The 15,759-nt window shown below is 66.1% G+C and carries 15 protein-coding genes; 10 read left to right on the top strand and 5 right to left on the bottom strand.

Annotation, left to right across the window (positions count from 1 at the left end; translation table 11 throughout):
• Positions 1-3: 3 nt before the first annotated feature.
• Entirely contained in the window at positions 4-1,113 is a 1,110-nt protein-coding gene (prfB, locus tag AC4ELS_RS01550; protein ID WP_064878984.1) for a peptide chain release factor 2, read from the bottom strand.
• Between the two features lie 150 nt (positions 1,114-1,263).
• Here prfB and AC4ELS_RS01545 point away from each other — a divergent pair, with 150 nt between their 5' ends.
• Positions 1,264-2,634, top strand: a complete 1,371-nt coding sequence (locus AC4ELS_RS01545; protein WP_064878981.1) for an FAD-dependent oxidoreductase — start codon at positions 1,264-1,266, stop codon at positions 2,632-2,634.
• Here AC4ELS_RS01545 and AC4ELS_RS01540 read toward each other — a convergent pair whose 3' ends face one another.
• On the bottom strand, positions 2,635-2,967 hold the full coding sequence (locus AC4ELS_RS01540) for a hypothetical protein (protein ID WP_448442778.1): 333 nt from the start codon (positions 2,965-2,967) through the stop codon (positions 2,635-2,637).
• A gap of 23 nt (positions 2,968-2,990) precedes the next feature.
• On the opposite strand from AC4ELS_RS01540, the gene hisN reads away from it, so the two are divergent.
• The gene (gene hisN, locus AC4ELS_RS01535) at positions 2,991-3,773 is read left to right on the top strand and encodes a histidinol-phosphatase (RefSeq protein WP_499045420.1); all 783 of its coding nucleotides are present in this window, start codon (positions 2,991-2,993) and stop codon (positions 3,771-3,773) included.
• Between the two features lie 2 nt (positions 3,774-3,775).
• Here the strand turns inward: hisN and AC4ELS_RS01530 are convergent, their stop codons facing one another.
• Entirely contained in the window at positions 3,776-4,693 is a 918-nt protein-coding gene (locus tag AC4ELS_RS01530) for an NADP-dependent oxidoreductase (protein WP_499045418.1), read from the bottom strand.
• 119 nt (positions 4,694-4,812) lie between these two features.
• Here AC4ELS_RS01530 and AC4ELS_RS01525 point away from each other — a divergent pair, with 119 nt between their 5' ends.
• From AC4ELS_RS01525 to AC4ELS_RS01515, 3 genes are all read left to right on the top strand, one after another.
• Positions 4,813-5,262 carry a winged helix-turn-helix transcriptional regulator gene (locus tag AC4ELS_RS01525; RefSeq protein ID WP_064879145.1) on the top strand — a complete coding sequence of 150 codons (450 nt, stop codon included), beginning with the start codon at positions 4,813-4,815 and terminating at the stop codon, positions 5,260-5,262.
• 94 nt (positions 5,263-5,356) lie between these two features.
• The gene (locus tag AC4ELS_RS01520) at positions 5,357-6,754 is read left to right on the top strand and encodes an acyl-CoA dehydrogenase family protein (RefSeq protein WP_499045416.1); all 1,398 of its coding nucleotides are present in this window, start codon (positions 5,357-5,359) and stop codon (positions 6,752-6,754) included.
• A gap of 27 nt (positions 6,755-6,781) precedes the next feature.
• On the top strand, positions 6,782-8,002 hold the full coding sequence (locus tag AC4ELS_RS01515; protein ID WP_055112260.1) for an acyl-CoA dehydrogenase family protein: 1,221 nt from the start codon (positions 6,782-6,784) through the stop codon (positions 8,000-8,002).
• 228 nt (positions 8,003-8,230) lie between these two features.
• On the opposite strand, the gene AC4ELS_RS01510 is transcribed toward AC4ELS_RS01515, so the two are convergent.
• Positions 8,231-9,208, bottom strand: coding sequence for an esterase family protein (locus AC4ELS_RS01510; protein WP_064878964.1), 978 nt, complete (start codon positions 9,206-9,208; stop codon positions 8,231-8,233).
• A gap of 461 nt (positions 9,209-9,669) precedes the next feature.
• Here AC4ELS_RS01510 and AC4ELS_RS01505 point away from each other — a divergent pair, with 461 nt between their 5' ends.
• Positions 9,670-10,836: an acyl-CoA dehydrogenase family protein gene (locus AC4ELS_RS01505; protein ID WP_448442769.1), complete on the top strand. Its 1,167-nt coding sequence runs from the start codon at positions 9,670-9,672 to the stop codon at positions 10,834-10,836.
• Positions 10,837-10,862: 26 nt separating this feature from the next.
• Complete coding sequence (locus AC4ELS_RS01500) at positions 10,863-11,486, top strand: NAD(P)H-dependent oxidoreductase (protein ID WP_448442767.1); 624 nt, start codon at positions 10,863-10,865, stop codon at positions 11,484-11,486.
• A gap of 7 nt (positions 11,487-11,493) precedes the next feature.
• On the opposite strand, the gene AC4ELS_RS01495 is transcribed toward AC4ELS_RS01500, so the two are convergent.
• Positions 11,494-12,051: a type 1 glutamine amidotransferase domain-containing protein gene (locus AC4ELS_RS01495; RefSeq protein WP_064959435.1), complete on the bottom strand. Its 558-nt coding sequence runs from the start codon at positions 12,049-12,051 to the stop codon at positions 11,494-11,496.
• A gap of 176 nt (positions 12,052-12,227) precedes the next feature.
• Here AC4ELS_RS01495 and AC4ELS_RS01490 point away from each other — a divergent pair, with 176 nt between their 5' ends.
• The 3 genes from AC4ELS_RS01490 to AC4ELS_RS01480 are packed head-to-tail and all read left to right on the top strand — an operon-like array spanning position 12,228 to position 15,759.
• On the top strand, positions 12,228-13,331 hold the full coding sequence (locus AC4ELS_RS01490; RefSeq protein ID WP_064959436.1) for a homogentisate 1,2-dioxygenase: 1,104 nt from the start codon (positions 12,228-12,230) through the stop codon (positions 13,329-13,331).
• 2 nt (positions 13,332-13,333) lie between these two features.
• Entirely contained in the window at positions 13,334-14,560 is a 1,227-nt protein-coding gene (locus AC4ELS_RS01485; RefSeq protein WP_448442765.1) for an alpha/beta hydrolase family protein, read from the top strand.
• A complete protein-coding gene (locus AC4ELS_RS01480; RefSeq protein ID WP_448442763.1) occupies positions 14,557-15,759 on the top strand; it encodes a CaiB/BaiF CoA transferase family protein in 1,203 nt (400 codons plus the stop codon). Before AC4ELS_RS01485 ends, AC4ELS_RS01480 begins: the two co-directional genes overlap by 4 nt.

Genomic DNA, 15,759 nt, shown 5'->3' with positions numbered 1-15,759 from the left:
CGATCAGTCGTCTTCATCTTTTCTGTTGCGCCATCTGATCCCTGCTTCCAGGAATCCGTCGATGTCTCCATCCAGCACGGTGGCCGGGTTTCCGACCTCGTACTCGGTGCGCAGATCTTTCACCATCTGATAGGGGTGCAGAACATAGGACCGCATCTGGTTGCCCCACGAGCTGCCGCCGTCGCCCTTGAGGGCATCCATCTCGGCGCGCTCCTCCAAACGCTTGCGTTCCAGCAGCCGGGCCTGCAGCACGCGCATCGCCGCGACCTTGTTCTGCAGCTGCGACTTCTCGTTCTGACAGGTCACCACGATGCCGGTGGGGATGTGGGTGAGCCGGACGGCGGAGTCGGTGGTGTTGACCGACTGCCCGCCGGGACCGCTGGAGCGGTACACGTCGACGCGTAGGTCGCCTTCGGGGATCTCGATGTGGTCGGTGGTTTCCACCACCGGGAGCACCTCGACGTCGGCGAACGACGTCTGGCGGCGGCTCTGGTTGTCGAAGGGGCTGATCCGCACCAGCCGGTGGGTGCCCTGCTCCACCGAGAGGGTGCCGTAGGCGAACGGGGCGTGCACGGCGAAGGTCGCGCTCTTGATCCCGGCTTCCTCCGCGTAGGACGTGTCGAACACCTCGACCGGGTAGTCGTGCTTCTCGGCCCAGCGGATGTACATCCGCATCAGCATCTCGGCCCAGTCCGCGGCGTCGACGCCACCGGCGCCGGAGCGGATGGTGACGACGGCCTCGCGCTCGTCGTATTCACCGGAGAGCAGGGTGCGGACCTCGAGGGTCTCGATCTCCTCGCGAAGCTTGGCGAGTTCGGCGTCGGCCTCGGCGACTTCTTCTTCACCGCCCTCTTCGGCGGCGAGCTCGAACAGCACCGGCAGGTCGTCGACACGCTGACGCAGGTCCTGCACGCGGCGCAATTCACTCTGCGCGTGCGAGAGCTCACTGGTGACCTTCTGGGCGCGCGACTGGTCGTCCCAGAGGTTCGGATCGGAGGCCTGCTGCTCGAGCATGTCGATCCGCTGGCGCAGGCCATCGATGTCGAGCACCCGCTCCACGGTCGTCAGGGTGGTGTCGAGTGCGGCTACGGCGGCTTGGCGGTCTGGATCCACGAATGTTCAGGGTACCCGGCGGCATTTCGGCGGCAGTTCTCTCCGACTGGCGGCAGCGCAGACGATCTGTGTTTAAAGTCGGTTGGTACCCGGCCCGGCACGCCATCGGCTGGGTCTGTGACGGTTTTTCCGCTCGTAAGAAGGCAGGGTATGCGCCCATATCACGTAGCGATCGTCGGCTCCGGCCCTTCGGGATTCTTTGCTGCCGCATCGTTGCTGAAGTTCGCCGATCTACCCGACTCCGATCGCGACGTGCGAGTCGACATGCTCGAGATGCTGCCGACTCCGTGGGGGCTGGTGCGCTCGGGAGTGGCGCCCGACCATCCGAAGATCAAGTCGATCAGCGCCCAGTTCGACAAGACCGCAGCCGATGCACGCTTCCGGTTCTTCGGAAATATCAAGGTCGGTGAGCACGTCACCCCGGCCGAGTTGGCGCAACGCTACGACGCGGTCGTCTACGCCATCGGAGCACAATCCGACCGGGCCCTGCACATCCCCGGCGAAGAGCTGCCCGGCAGCGTGGCCGCAGTCGATTTTGTCGGTTGGTACAACGCCCATCCCCATTTCGACGGCATGGCGCCCAACCTGGCGGGCGGGCGGGCCGTGGTCGTCGGCAATGGCAACGTCGCGCTGGACGTGGCGCGCATTCTGGTCAGCGACCCGCAGGCCCTGGCCAACACCGACATCGCCGACCATGCGCTGGCCTCGCTGGACACCCGCGGGGTGGAAGAAGTCGTCGTAATCGGACGCCGGGGCCCGCTGCAGGCGACCTTCACCACGCTGGAACTGCGCGAGCTGGGCGACATGGAAGGTCTGGGCGACGTCGACGTCATTCTCGACCCGGCCGATTTCGCCGACATCACCGACGAAGACCTCGAAGCGGCGGGCAAGACCGTCAAACAGAACATCAGGGTGCTGCGGAAGTACGTCGACGAGCCGCCTCAAGAATCCAAGCGGCGCATCGTATTCCGCTTCTGCACCTCCCCCATCGAGTTGCACGGCGAGGACCGGGTCGAGTCGATTGTGCTGGGCCGCAACGAACTTGTCCGCGACCCGAACGGACGCGTGGTGGCCAAGGACACCGGAGAGCGCGAGGAACTGCCGGTCCAGTTGGTGGTGCGGGCGGTCGGCTACCGCGGCGTGCCAACCCCGGGGCTGCCGTTCGACGAACGCTCCGGCACGATCCCGCACACCGACGGCCGAATCGACGGCAGCCGTAACGAATACGTGGTGGGCTGGATCAAGCGGGGACCGTCCGGTGTGATCGGCAGCAACAAGAAGGACTCGCAGGAGACAGTCGACACCCTGCTCGACGACCTTGCGACGGCCGGCGTCGACGAGCGCGGTTCAGAGTACGACGTCGAACTGGCCGAATGGCTGTTGGAACATCAACCGAAGCTGGTCACCGGTGAACACTGGCAGCTGATCGACGCGCACGAGCGTGCCTCCGGCGAGACGGTGGGCCGGCCCCGGGTGAAGCTGGCGAGTGTGGCCGAGCTGCTCCGGATCGCCCACGCCTGATCAGGTCGGGGGCGGCTCCGCGGGCGCAAAGGCCCACTTGTCCGGGTTGCCCGGCGAATAGACGACGGGTAACAGCGCCCCCATGGTCGGCCACTCGTTGACGTCGACGGCCATGCGCTGATACACGACGTGCTCGTTGACCGTCGGGCCGGTGATGACACCGGTGATGGTGACGAACTGCTCCCCCGTCTCATCAGGACGCGGGCTCACCCCGGTCACCAGCAACGTGCCGTGCGCCAGTTCACCGCGAATTCCCCGACGCGCCATGATCCGTGGCGCCAACAGCAGCACCAGCGCGCCGACGAGCAAGAGGAGTATGCCGATTTCCCACACCAGGCCATGGTAGGACTTTCGGCATGAGTTCCACCTCAGATGACTTGGCACTGGCCCTCGAGTTGGCCGATCAGGCCGACACACTGACCATGGACCGCTTCGGCGCCCTGGACCTGCGCATCGAGACGAAACCCGACCTGACCCCGGTCACCGACGCCGACCGCGGCGCCGAGGAAGCTTTGCGCGCATCGCTGGCCACGGCTCGCCCCGACGACACGGTGTTCGGTGAAGAGTTCGGTGGGACAACGACATTGACCGGACGCCAGTGGGTGATCGATCCGATCGACGGGACCAAGAACTTCGTCCGCGGCGTCCCGGTCTGGTGCACACTGATCGCCCTTCTCGAAGACGGCGTCCCGACCGTCGGCGTGGTGAGTGCACCGGCCCTGGCCCGGCGCTGGTGGGCGGGCCTGGGTCAGGGCGCGTTCGGTTCGTTCGCCGGGACGACCCGCAAACTGTCGGTGTCAGGCGTCGCCGATCTCGCCTCGGCAAGCCTGTCGTACTCGGACCTCACCACCGGCTGGGAAGACCGCCGGGACAACTTCGTCGCACTGACCGACGCGGTGTGGCGGGTCCGCGCCTACGGCGACTTCTGGTCGTACTGCATGGTGGCCGAGGGCGCGGTGGACATCGCCTGCGAACCCGAGGTGAAGCTGTGGGACATCGCCCCGCTCGACATCCTCATCCGCGAGGCCGGCGGCACTTTCACCAGCGTCGACGGCGCCCCCGGTCCGCACGGCGGCAGTGCGTTGGCCACGAACGGCCTGGTGCACGCCGCAGTGCTGGACCGGCTCGCCGGCAACTGAGCTCACGGCTGGAGCACGTACTTCCCACGCACTCCGCCCTTGGCGACGGCGCGGTGCGCGTCGGCGGCCTGATCCAATGGCAGCACCGCATGCACGCGGGTCCGCAACCGCCCGGACGCCGCATCGCCGAGGAGTTCGGCGAGCCGGGTGCCGTCGGGGTGAGCGACGACAGCGGCAATTGTGACGCCGCGCTCCGCCGATAGTTGCGCACTCGGCTGCACCCCGACGAACTGCCCGCCGTCGCGGACCAGCGCGAGAGCCGCCTGCTGCAGTGCACCAGCGTCGGCGACCGCATCCCAGCCTGGCTCCGCGTCGGCGGTGAAGCCGGCTCCCAGGCCGCGGACGAACTGCTCGTCGCGCTCGCGGGCCAGCCCGGTCACTTTCCAACCGCGCTCCTGGGCAAGCACGACGAGGTATCCCCCGACCGCACCCGCGGCCCCGGTGACCAACAGCCGAGCCCCGCGGGCCGGTGCATCGCCGAGCAGATCGAGGATCTGCGCCGCGGCTAATCCGTTGAGCGGCACCGTAGATGCCGCGATCAAGTCCAATTCGTCCGGCACGACAGCAACGTCGGCCGCCGGCACCACCAGTTGCTCGGCGTAGGTGCCGTAGTCCCGGTCGAATCCGGCCACCACCCCGGCGACCCGCGTTCCCACAGCCAGATCTACACCTGCCCCGACAGCCTCGACAATGCCTGCGAAATCCCAGCCGAGTCCGGTCCAGTTCGGTTGATCGACCAGGCCTAGGTCGTGGAACACCCCGGCTGCCACGCCGAGGTCGACGGGGTTGACCGCCGCGGCGGCGACCTTCACCCGGACCTGGTCGGGACCCGGTTCGGTCAGCGGCACATCGACGATTTCGATCGAGTCCGGGCCGGCCGGGGTACGGACGACTGCGATGCGAAATGTGGGAACGGACATGTTCATTCACTCCTGGGTCTTGTGGTGAGGTGTTGACTACTCCACGATGGATGGGTAACTCTCCAATGGGAAGTACGCACTTCCAGGTGCGTAACTCACCGGGACCGATGGGAGCCGACGTGCCGACGACAACCGCGGCCCAGAAACGGGCCCGAGCAAAGATGGAATACGACGCGTTCCTGGCGAACTGCCCCAGCCGCCAGCTGCTCGACCGCATCAGCGACAAGTGGGTAGCGCTGATCCTGGCGGCGCTCGGGGGCGACGGCCCACGACCGGAAGCTGGCGAATCCGGCGAACCACGTCCGATGCGCTACTCCGAACTCTCCCGGCGCCTGGCCGGGGTCAGCCAGAAGATGCTCACCCAGACGCTGCGATCCCTCGAACGCGACGGCCTGCTCACCCGGACCGTGACCGCAAGCGTGCCGGTCACAGTCACCTACGAGCTCACCGACCTGGGCTTTTCCTTGCAGCGATTGATGATCGGAGTCAAGTCGTGGGCCGAGGCGCACATGGACGAGGTGCGCACAAACCGCGAGCAGTACGACCAGCTCTCGGCCGCCGAACCCTGATCTGTGGCGCTGTGAAGTTGGTAACAGATGCCGTACCTTACTCCGGAGTAAGATACGGTCAGATGCGTCGCTACGACCAGCAGAGGCAGCTGACATGACCAACACCCTGCCGTCCAAGAACGGCACCCCATCCCGTCCCTCCAGCTCCGGCCGGCAAAGCGCGGTCGGACTGCACAAGCACAAGCGGACAGCGACCGACATCGGGTTGGCGCTGATCACGCCCATCGTCGGCCAGGAATTCCTGGACCGTTACGGCCTGCGCGATCCGCTGAACCGCGGCCTGAAATACGGTGTCAAGCAGGTGTTTTCGACCGCGGGCGCGGCCACCCGCCAATTCCAGCGGATCCAGGGGCTCGGAAAGGCACCCACCAGGCTGAAGGCCAGCGGGGCAGACTACTTCGACCTGACCCCCGACGAAGACCAGCAGATGATCGTCGAGACGGTCCGGGAGTTCGCCGGGGAGATCCTGCGACCCGCCGCGCACGACGCCGACGAGGCCGCGGCCTACCCCGCGGACCTCATCGCCAAGGCCGCTGAGCTGGGCATCACTGCCGTCAACGTGCCCGAGGACTTCGACGGCATCGCCGAGCACCGCAGCACCGTCACCAACGCGCTCGTCGCCGAGGCCCTGGCCTACGGCGACATGGGCCTGGCACTGCCGATCCTGGCGCCGGGCGGCGTCGCCTCGGCCCTGACCCACTGGGGTAGCGCCGACCAGCAGGCCACCTACCTCAAGGAATTCGCCGGCGAGAACGTGCCGCAGGCGTGTGTGGCGATCGCCGAACCGCACCCCCTGTTCGATCCCACCGCACTCAAGACCACTGCGGTTCGTACCCCCAGCGGCTATCGCCTGTCCGGCGTCAAGTCGCTGGTTCCGGCAGCTGCCAACGCCGAATTGTTCATCGTGGCAGCGCAATTGGACGGTAAGCCGGCGTTGTTCATCATCGAGGCCTCGTCGCCGGGGCTCACGGTCAAGGCCGATCCGAGCATGGGCATCCGTGCGGCTGCCCTCGGTCAGGTCGAGCTCGACAACGTGGCGGTGCCGCTGAGCAACCGCCTTGGTGAGGACGAGGCCACCGACCAGGACTACTCAGAGGCGATTGCCCTGTCCCGCCTGGGCTGGGCCGCCCTGGCCGTCGGCACCTCGCACGCGGTGCTCGACTACGTCATCCCCTACATCAAGGAACGCACGGCCTTCGGTGAGCCGATCGCGCACCGCCAGTCGGTGGCCTTCATGACCGCCAACATCGCCATCGAACTCGACGGCCTGCGGCTGATCACCTGGCGTGGCGCCGCCCGTGCCGAGCAGGGACTGCCGTTCGCCCGCGAGGCGGCACTGGCCCGCAAGCTCGGCACCGACAAGGGCATGCAGATCGGCCTGGACGGCGTCCAGCTGCTCGGCGGTCACGGTTACACCAAGGAACACCCGGTCGAGCGCTGGTACCGCGATCTGCGGGCCATCGGCGTCGCCGAGGGTGTCGTAGTTATCTAGCCATCGATCCGAGCTGAAAGACTAATCATGGCAATCAATCTGGAAATGCCCCGCAAGCTCCAGGCGGTCATCGAGAAGGGCCACCAGGGCGCTGCGGAGATGCTTCGCCCGATCTCGCGCAAGTACGACCTCGCCGAGCACGCCTATCCCGTCGAGCTGGACACCCTGGCCACCCTGTTCGAAGGCATCTCGGAAGCCAAGACCATCTCGTTCGCCGGTGCCGAGGCGTTCCGCGACGACGCCAACACCAAGGGCGAGAAGGTCACGGTCAACGGTGCCAACATGTCCGCACTGCTCAACGCGCTGGAGATCAGCTGGGGCGACGTCGCCCTGCTGCTCTCGGTGCCGCGTCAGGGCCTCGGCAACGCCGCCATCTCCTCGGTGGCCACCCCCGAGCAGCTCGAGCGCCTCGGCAAGGACGTCTGGGCCGCCATGGCCATCACCGAGCCGTCCTTCGGATCGGATTCGGCGGCAGTCACCACCACCGCGGTGCTCGACGGCGACGAGTATGTGATCAACGGCGAGAAGATCTTCGTCACCGCGGGTTCGCGGGCCAGTCACATCGTGGTGTGGGCGACGCTGGACAAATCGTTGGGCCGGGCGGCGATCAAGTCGTTCATCGTGCCGCGCGAACATCCCGGGGTCACTGTCGAGCGCCTTGAACACAAGCTGGGCATCAAGGCATCCGACACCGCGGTGATCCGCTTCGAGAACGCGCGCATCCCCAAGGACAACCTCCTGGGCGATCCGGAAGTCCACGTGGAGAAGGGTTTTGCCGGGGTCATGGAGACCTTCGACAACACCCGGCCGATCGTGGCGGCCATGGCCGTCGGTATTGCCCGCGCCGCGCTGGAGGACCTGCGGGCGATCCTCACCGACGCCGGTATCGAGATCTCCTACGACAAGCCCGCCCACGCGCAGAGCGCCGCGGCCGCGGAGTTCCTGCGCATGGAGGCCGACTGGGAGGCCGGCTACCTGTTGACAGTGCGCTCGGCATGGCAGGCGGACAACAGCATCCCGAACTCCAAGGAAGCCTCGATGGGTAAGGCCAAGGCCGCCCGCGTGGCCAGCGACATCACCCTCAAGGCTGTCGAAATGGCGGGTACCACCGGCTATTCCGAGCAGACCCTGCTGGAAAAGTGGGCCCGGGACTCGAAGATCCTGGACATCTTCGAAGGCACTCAGCAGATTCAGCAGCTGGTGGTCGCCCGCCGTCTGCTGGGCCTGTCCTCGGCCGAACTGAAGTAGTTCGTCCCCCTGCCGGTTTTCTCCCGGCGAGCAGTCCCCCGCAAGCGGGAGGGGCCCCCAGCGAAAGTGCCCGGTTTCCATGGAAACCGGGCACTTTTGCGTCTGCTCGGCCATCGGTTGCGGTCATCGGTAGCGGCAGCTGTTGGATCGGGCACGGAACCCGCACATAACGAAATCGCCCAGAACACTTGGTGTTCTGGGCGATCTCGTTATCGCGTGTTGTCCGGCTTAGCCGAGCACCCGCTGCAGGTCCGGAACCATGGCCTGCAACTGCTGGCCCCAGTAGGCCCAGTTGTGGGTACCGGAATCCGGGAAGTTGAACACACCGTTGGTGCCACCAGCAGCGATGTAGTTGTCCTGGAAGGTGCGGTTGGTCTTGATGGTCAGACCTTCGAGGAAGGTGGCAGGCAGGTCGCCGCCGCCCAGCTCGTTGGGCTGGCCGTTACCGCAGTAGATCCAGAGCCGGGTGTTGTTGGCAACCAGCGTGGGGATCTGCACCATCGGGTCGTTGCGCTTCCAGGCGCTGTTCGGGTCCTCGGTCGGACCCCACATGTCGTTGGCCTTGTAGCCGCCGGCATCACCCATGGAGATGTTGATCAGGAACGGCCACCAGCCCTCGGAGGGGTTCAGGAAGCCCGACATCGAACCGGCGTAGATGAACTTGTCCGGGTGGTAGGTCGCCAGGATGAGTGCGGCGGAGCCGGCCATGGACAGGCCGATCGCGGCGTTACCGTTCGCCGCGACGTCGCGGTTCGCGGCCAGCCACTGCGGCAGCTCGCTGGTCAGGAAGGTCTCCCACTTGTACGTGGTGCAACCGGCCTTACCGCAGGCCTGGTTGTACCAGTCGCTGTAGAAGCTGGACTGACCACCGACCGGCATGACCACCGACAGGCCGCTGTTGAGGAACATCTCGAACGCGTTGGTGTTGATGTCCCAGCCGTTGAAGTCGTCCTGAGCACGCAGGCCGTCGAGCAGGTACACCGCGTGCGAACCCGGCCCACCACTCTGGAACTGAATCTTGATGTCGCGGCCCATCGACGGCGACGGGACCATCAGGTACTCCACCGGCAGACCCGGCCGGGAGAATGCTCCCGCGGTCGCCGACCCGCCCGTCACTCCGATCAAGCCAGGCAGCAACAGCGCTGCCACAGCCGCCACCGTCATGCGGCGTGCCCAATGGCCACGAATCTTGTCAATGAAGGTCATACTGCGAATCCATCCGTTTCCGGTCAACTACGCCATTTGCGCGATCAGCGATAAGCATCGCCAAGCGACACCGCAGCGACCGAGTCACTGCACTGTCACGCCCGCTCGTCTGAGCCGGTGCCTCTGATGAGCGGACCGAAGAATTCAGTTGTTGCGCCATGAGTAAATCACGGGCCCATGACGGGGGAAAACCCGCGGCGCGCCGCCGAACTGCACGTCTGGGGATTTCAAAAAGTGATTCTGACTTTATCTATTACGCGCCGGCAGTCGATCTACCTGGGAAAACGGTTCGACACTCGCGACCGCGCGGACGGCGGTCGATGAACACCGATACGCATCTGTTCACAACTGGTGTCCGGAGGGTTATCCGATCGTCGCCAACCAGTTTTCGAAATGCCCGGCCGGGGCCTCAGGGACAGCCCCCAAAGGGGCCATACAAAAAAGTATGGTAACTTTCGGCCATGACCTCGCCCCCCACCACGGACCGCGTCATCACCGCCGAATTCGTCGCTCGACTGGCCGATCGCGCCGGTGAAGCCGAGGAGTTGCGCCGGCTTCCCGACGCGACGGTGACCGACCTCGTCGACTCCGGCTTCACGGAACTCCTGGTGCCCGCCCGCTATGGCGGTCAGCAGGCTGATTTCCCGGCCATCCTGGATCCGGTACGCCGGATGGCCCACGGATGCACGTCGAGCGCCTGGACCATCGGCTTCCTGGCCCTGCACAACTGGATGCTGGCGCTGTTCGGCGAGCAGGCCCAGGACGAGGCCTTCGCGAGCCGCCCGTTCCTGGCGCCCGCCCCGCTCGCGCCGACCGGGCGCGGACTGCCGGCCGACGGCGGCATCCGCCTCACCGGCCGGTGGTCCTGGGCCACCGGCGTCATGCACGGCAACTGGATCATCGTCGCGGCACTGTGCGGACCCGACGACGCGCTGTATCCGGCACTCGCACTGCTGCCGATCAGCGATGTGGCCGTGGCCGACGTGTGGCACACCGACGGCATGCGGGCCACCGGTTCCAACGACGCCATCGCCACCGACGTGTTCGTCCCGGAGCACCGACTGGTGAAGGTGCTCGACATCTATTCCGGTACCGCACCCGGCGCCGGTCTGCACGACAGCAGCGCCTACCGCTGGCCGATGGTGCCCGCACTGGCACTTCTGGCGGCGATGCCTGCATTGGGCAGCGCCGAGCGGGTCACCGAGATCTATGCGCAACGCCTCGGCGAACGTGTGCTGCCCTACGAGGGCGTCATGCAGAAGGACAAGCCGATCGCGCAGGCCCACTTGGCCGGGGCGCAGGTCCGGGTGCGCGCTCTGCGCGCCCTGCTCGCCGACACGGTCGGCGAGATAGAGGCCATCGTGGCGACCGGCGACGCCGTGGACAAGCCGGTTCGCGCGCAGGCCCGTCTGGCGGCTGCACACATCGTCTCCGAATCCAAGGCGGTGATCGGCGATCTGATGGGCGCGGGCGGAGCCAGCATCCATTTTCTTTCGAGCCCGTTGCAGCGGTTCAAACGCGACGTCGACGTGCTGTCCGGCCACGTGGTGTTCGACTACGACACCAGCCGCGAGTTGGCCGGTGCGCTGGCGCTGGGGATGAAGATCCCCCGTACATCCATGATCTGAGCGAGCTGATCTGACGGAAGAGATTGATGAAGACCCTGTGGATCGAGGCCAGCCCGAAGGGGGACGACGCGTTGTCCTCCCAGTTGGCGCTGGCCTATCTGGATGCCGCCGACGCGGTCGGCGAGGTGGAGCGCCTCTCGGTGTGGGACGACGATGTGCTGCGGTTCGGCCGGGATGCGGCGATCGCCAAGTTCGCTCAGCTGTTCGGCGACCCGATCACCGAGGATCAGCACGCGGTGTGGCAGCAGGTGCTCGCCGAGATCGAACGGGTGCGTGGCTTCGACCGGCTGGTGGTGTCCTCCCCCATGTGGAACTGGCATGTGCCGCACGCCCTCAAGGCGTGGATCGACGTCATCGTGCAGCCGGTGGCCAGCTTCACCCTCAACGAGCGTGGTGAACACGTGGGCACCCTCGGTGAGGGAAAACCGTTGCAGCTCATCCTGACCCGCAGCAGCGCCTACGATGGGCGCCACCCCGAACTGCAGGATTTCCAGAAGCCGTATCTGGAGTATGTGTTCGGGATGCTGGGCTACCGCGTCGACACCCTGGTGGTGGAACCCACCACCAGGTGGACGCCTGCCGAACGGGAACAGATGCGTGGCGAGGCCGTCGCCCGGGCACGTGCCGCAGCGCACATCGCCGGGGCTTGACCCGCGCTCAGGTCTGGGCGGGGCTACTCGCCAAGACCTCGGTGATCGCCTCACAGAACGCGGGCAGGTCACCGGGGGCGCGGCTGGTGATCAGGTTGCCGTCGACGCAGACCTGCCGATCCACCACGGTGGCGCCGGCGTTGCTGAGATCCGTGCGGATACTCGGGTAGCTGGTCAGTGTGCGGCCGCGCACCACATCCGCCTCCACAAGGGTCCACGGACCATGGCAGATGGCTGCGACGGGCTTGCCCGACTGCACGAAATCGCGGACGAACGCCACGGCGTTCTTGTCGAGCCTCAACTTGTCCGGATTCACGGTGCCGCCGGGCAGGATCAGCGCGTCGAACTGGTCGACCTTCGCCTCGGCGACCGTGCGGTCCACCGGGAACGTGCCAGCGGGTTCGAGGTCGTGATCACGGGCCTGGATTTCGCCGGCTTTCAGCGACAACAGTTCGACGTGACCGCCCTCGTTCTCGACCGCGTCGCGGGGTTGTTCGAGTTCGATGCGCTCCACACCGTCGGCGGCAAGGATTCCCACCCTGCGGCCTTCCAATTCCTTTCGCATGCGAGTCCTTTCGTTGACACCGACGTGCAGCAGCGGGCGTGGGCGCCCATCAAGGGCTTACCCCGGGGAGTCGGACCCAAAACGCGACAGATCGTTGCCTTGTCACCCCTTGTCAGCCGCTGTAATGAAAAGTAAAGTCACTTTCAGTTTTCGCCCCGCACCTTCAGGAGTCGAGCATGGAATCATTCGTCCACCTGCGTAAAGGCAAGACCCCGAAGCGGGTGCATGCCGACCTCGACGGCCTCAAGGACGACGAACTCGGCCGCGGCGGCTTCGTCGGCCGCACCGCCAACATGTACCGGCGCAACGACCCCACCGCCTACCGCACCGTCGGCCCCCTGCGCCCCACCGATGTCTTGTCCAGTGAGCTCAAGCCCAGCGACGCCACCGACGCGCACGGCGGTCCGCTGCTGATGTTCTCCAACGCGGACTGCCAGGTGCTGCTGAGCCGCCGTAGCGAGGAGATGCCGTTCTTCGTCCGCTACGTCGACGGCGACCTGCTGTTGTTCGTGCACAAGGGCGCGGGCCTGCTGGAAACCGAATTCGGCCCACTGCGCTACCGCGAAGGCGACTGGGTGTACATCCCGAAGGCCTGCACGTTCCGTCAGGTGCCGGACAGTGGAGAGGACGGAGCGAGTACTTTCCTCATGATCCAGGCCACCGACGACTTCCGGGTCCCGCCGGCGGGCACCCTGGGCCGCCACTTCCCCTTCGACCCGGCGCAGGTCACCATCCCCGAACCGCAACCCATCGACGATGACGGGCGGGACGAGTACGAGGTGCGCCTCATTCATGACGGCGGTCCGACTTCGCTGTTCTACCAACACAATCCCCTTGACGTGGAAGGCTGGCGGGGCGACAACTTCCCGTTCACCTTCAACATCGAGGACTACACCGTCATCACCTCCGAGAGCGTGCACCTGCCACCGACGGTGCACCTCTTCATGCAGGCCACCGGTGTGTACGTGATGAACTTCCTACCCAAACCCGCCGAGAGCGTGCCGGGCACCGAACGCACTCCCTGGTACCACCGCAACGTCGACTACGACGAGATCGCGTTCTTCCACGGCGGAACCCTCTACGGCATCCCGATGCCGCCCGGTCTGGTTTCCCATGCACCGCAAGGCGTTCACCATGGGGCGCCCGAGAAGGCGCGCGAACGCGCGCGCCGCAAGTTCGACGACTACGACCGGGTCGACTGGTCGGTGATCGCCATCGACACCCGCCGTCGTCTCATCCCGTCCGCTGAAATCCTCGCCAACGACCTGGGGCAACACTAGACATGACTGCAACCACCGAAGCACCTGTGAAGCACGAGTACGACCGCATCCCGTACCTGGTTGCCTACCAGAACAACTCGTCGGTGCGCGACGTGTACGGCGGCGTCGCCGAGCTGGTCGTACTCGAGAGCTACCTGCTGCGCCCCAAGAAGCCGTCCGACACCGTGTTGGTGTTCATGCACCCGATCGGCGGCGGCGCCTACCTACCGATGATCAACGCGCTGGCCCGCGCCGGCCACCACGTCATCTACTGCAACAGCCGGTTCCGTGGCACCGACTCGGCCCTGCTGATGGAGAAGGTGGTCGAGGATCTCGGCGAGTGCATCAAGGACGCGAAGAATCGACTCGGATACGACAAGGTGGTGCTGGCCGGCTGGAGCGGCGGCGGATCCCTTTCGGTGTTCTACCAACAGCAGGCGCAGAACCCGACGGTGACGGCAAGCCCCTCTGGCGACGGGCCCGATCTGACCAAACTGGGCTTGATCCCGGCCGATGGAATCATGCTGCTCGCGGCCCATATCAGCCGGCACGGCACCATGACCGAATGGATGGACGCGTCCATCCTCGATGAGAACGATCCCTCCAAGCGCGACCCGGAACTGGATCTCTACAACCCGGAAAACCCCAATCAGCCGCCTTACACAGCGGAGTTCCTGGAGCGTTACCACCAGGCCCAGATCGCCCGCAACCGGCGGATCACCAAGTGGGTCAAAGAAAAACTCGCCGAGCTCAAGGCCGCCGGACGTCCCGATGACGAATTCGCATTCGTCGTGCACGGCACCATGGCCGACCCGCGCTGGCTGGACCCGACCGTCGATCCCAACGATCGTCAGCCCGGCACGTGTTATCTGGGTAATCCGCAGGTGGTCAACATGAGTCCGGTCGGACTGGCGCGATTCTGCACTCTGCGCAGCTGGCTGTCGCAGTGGAGCTATGACGATGCCAACGGTGACGCCGTCAAGGCCGGGCCGGACATCGCGGTCCCCGCGCTGGTGATCGGCAACCTGGCCGACGACGCGTGCACGCCTAGCCACACCCGTCGGCTGTTCGAGGCGATCGGGCATTCCGACAAGGAGATGCACGAGATCCCCGGCGCCAACCATTACTACTCGGGTCCGGATCAGCGCGGCACCCTACGCCAGGCCGTCGCAATCAGCACGGATTGGCTGCACCGGCACGGATTCGGCGGGCAGGAGCGAAGCGACGGGGCATCGGAGCAGTCACTATGACGACCGGACCTCTCGACGGCATCAGGGTGATCGAACTCGGCACTCTGATCTCCGGTCCGTTCGCCGGCAGGCTGCTGGGCGACATGGGCGCCGAGGTCATCAAGATCGAACTGCCGGCCACCCCGGATCCGCTGCGCACCTGGGGACAGGCCGAGCTCGACGGGCACCACTTCTTCTGGACCGTGCACGCCCGCAACAAGAAGGCCGTCACCCTGGACCTTCGCACCGCCAAGGGCCGCGAGCTTTTTCTGGACCTGGTCGAGCGGTCCGACATCATCGTGGAGAACTTCCGGCCCGGCACCCTGGAGAAGTGGAATCTGGGCTATGACGTTCTGCGAGAACGCAACAAGGGCATCATCCTGGTGCGGGTGTCAGGGTATGGGCAGACCGGGCCCGACGCAGGCAAGGCCGGTTACGCCTCGGTGGCCGAGGCCTCGAGCGGACTGCGCCACATGAACGGGTTCCCCGGTGGTCCCCCACCGCGGCTGGCCCTGTCGCTGGGCGACAGCCTGGCCGGCATGTTCGCCGCACAGGGCGCGCTGGCTGCCCTGTACCGGCGGACCGTCACCGGAGAGGGTCAGGTCGTCGACACCGCGCTGACCGAAAGTTGCCTGGCAGTGCAGGAATCCACCATCCCCGACTACGACGTCGGCGGTGTGGTCCGCGGACCGTCGGGCACCCGGCTGGAAGGCATCGCGCCGTCGAACATCTACCAGAGTGCCAACGGCAGCTGGGTGGTGATCGCGGCGAACCAGGACACCGTGTTCCGCCGATTGTGCGCCGCGATGGGTAGCCCCGAGCTGGCAACCGACGACAGGTTCTCCAATCATGTTGCCCGGGGCCGCAATCAGGATGAGCTGGACAAGATCATCGGTGATTGGGCAGCCAAACGCGAGCCAGACGACATCATCGAGACCCTGTCACAAGCCGGGGTGATCAGCGGGCCGATCAACACCGTCGCCGAGGTCATGCAGGACCCGCAACTGCAGGTCCGCGGCATGCTGGCCGACCATTGGGACGAGCGCGTGCAGCGCAACGTCAAGGGCCCCGGCGTCGTCCCGGTGCTCTCCGAGTCACCTGGCACGATCCGCAACGCCGGCTCGGCCCGGCCAGGCCAGCACAACGACGAGGTGTACGGCGACCTGCTCGGGCGCAGCGCACAAGACCTGGAAACCCTGCGTGCAGAGGGGGTGCTGTGA

Source organism: Mycobacterium shunyiense (assembly GCF_058270035.1).
Note: the sequence above shows the minus strand (reverse complement) of the source record. Positions and strands in the feature narration are given on the sequence as shown.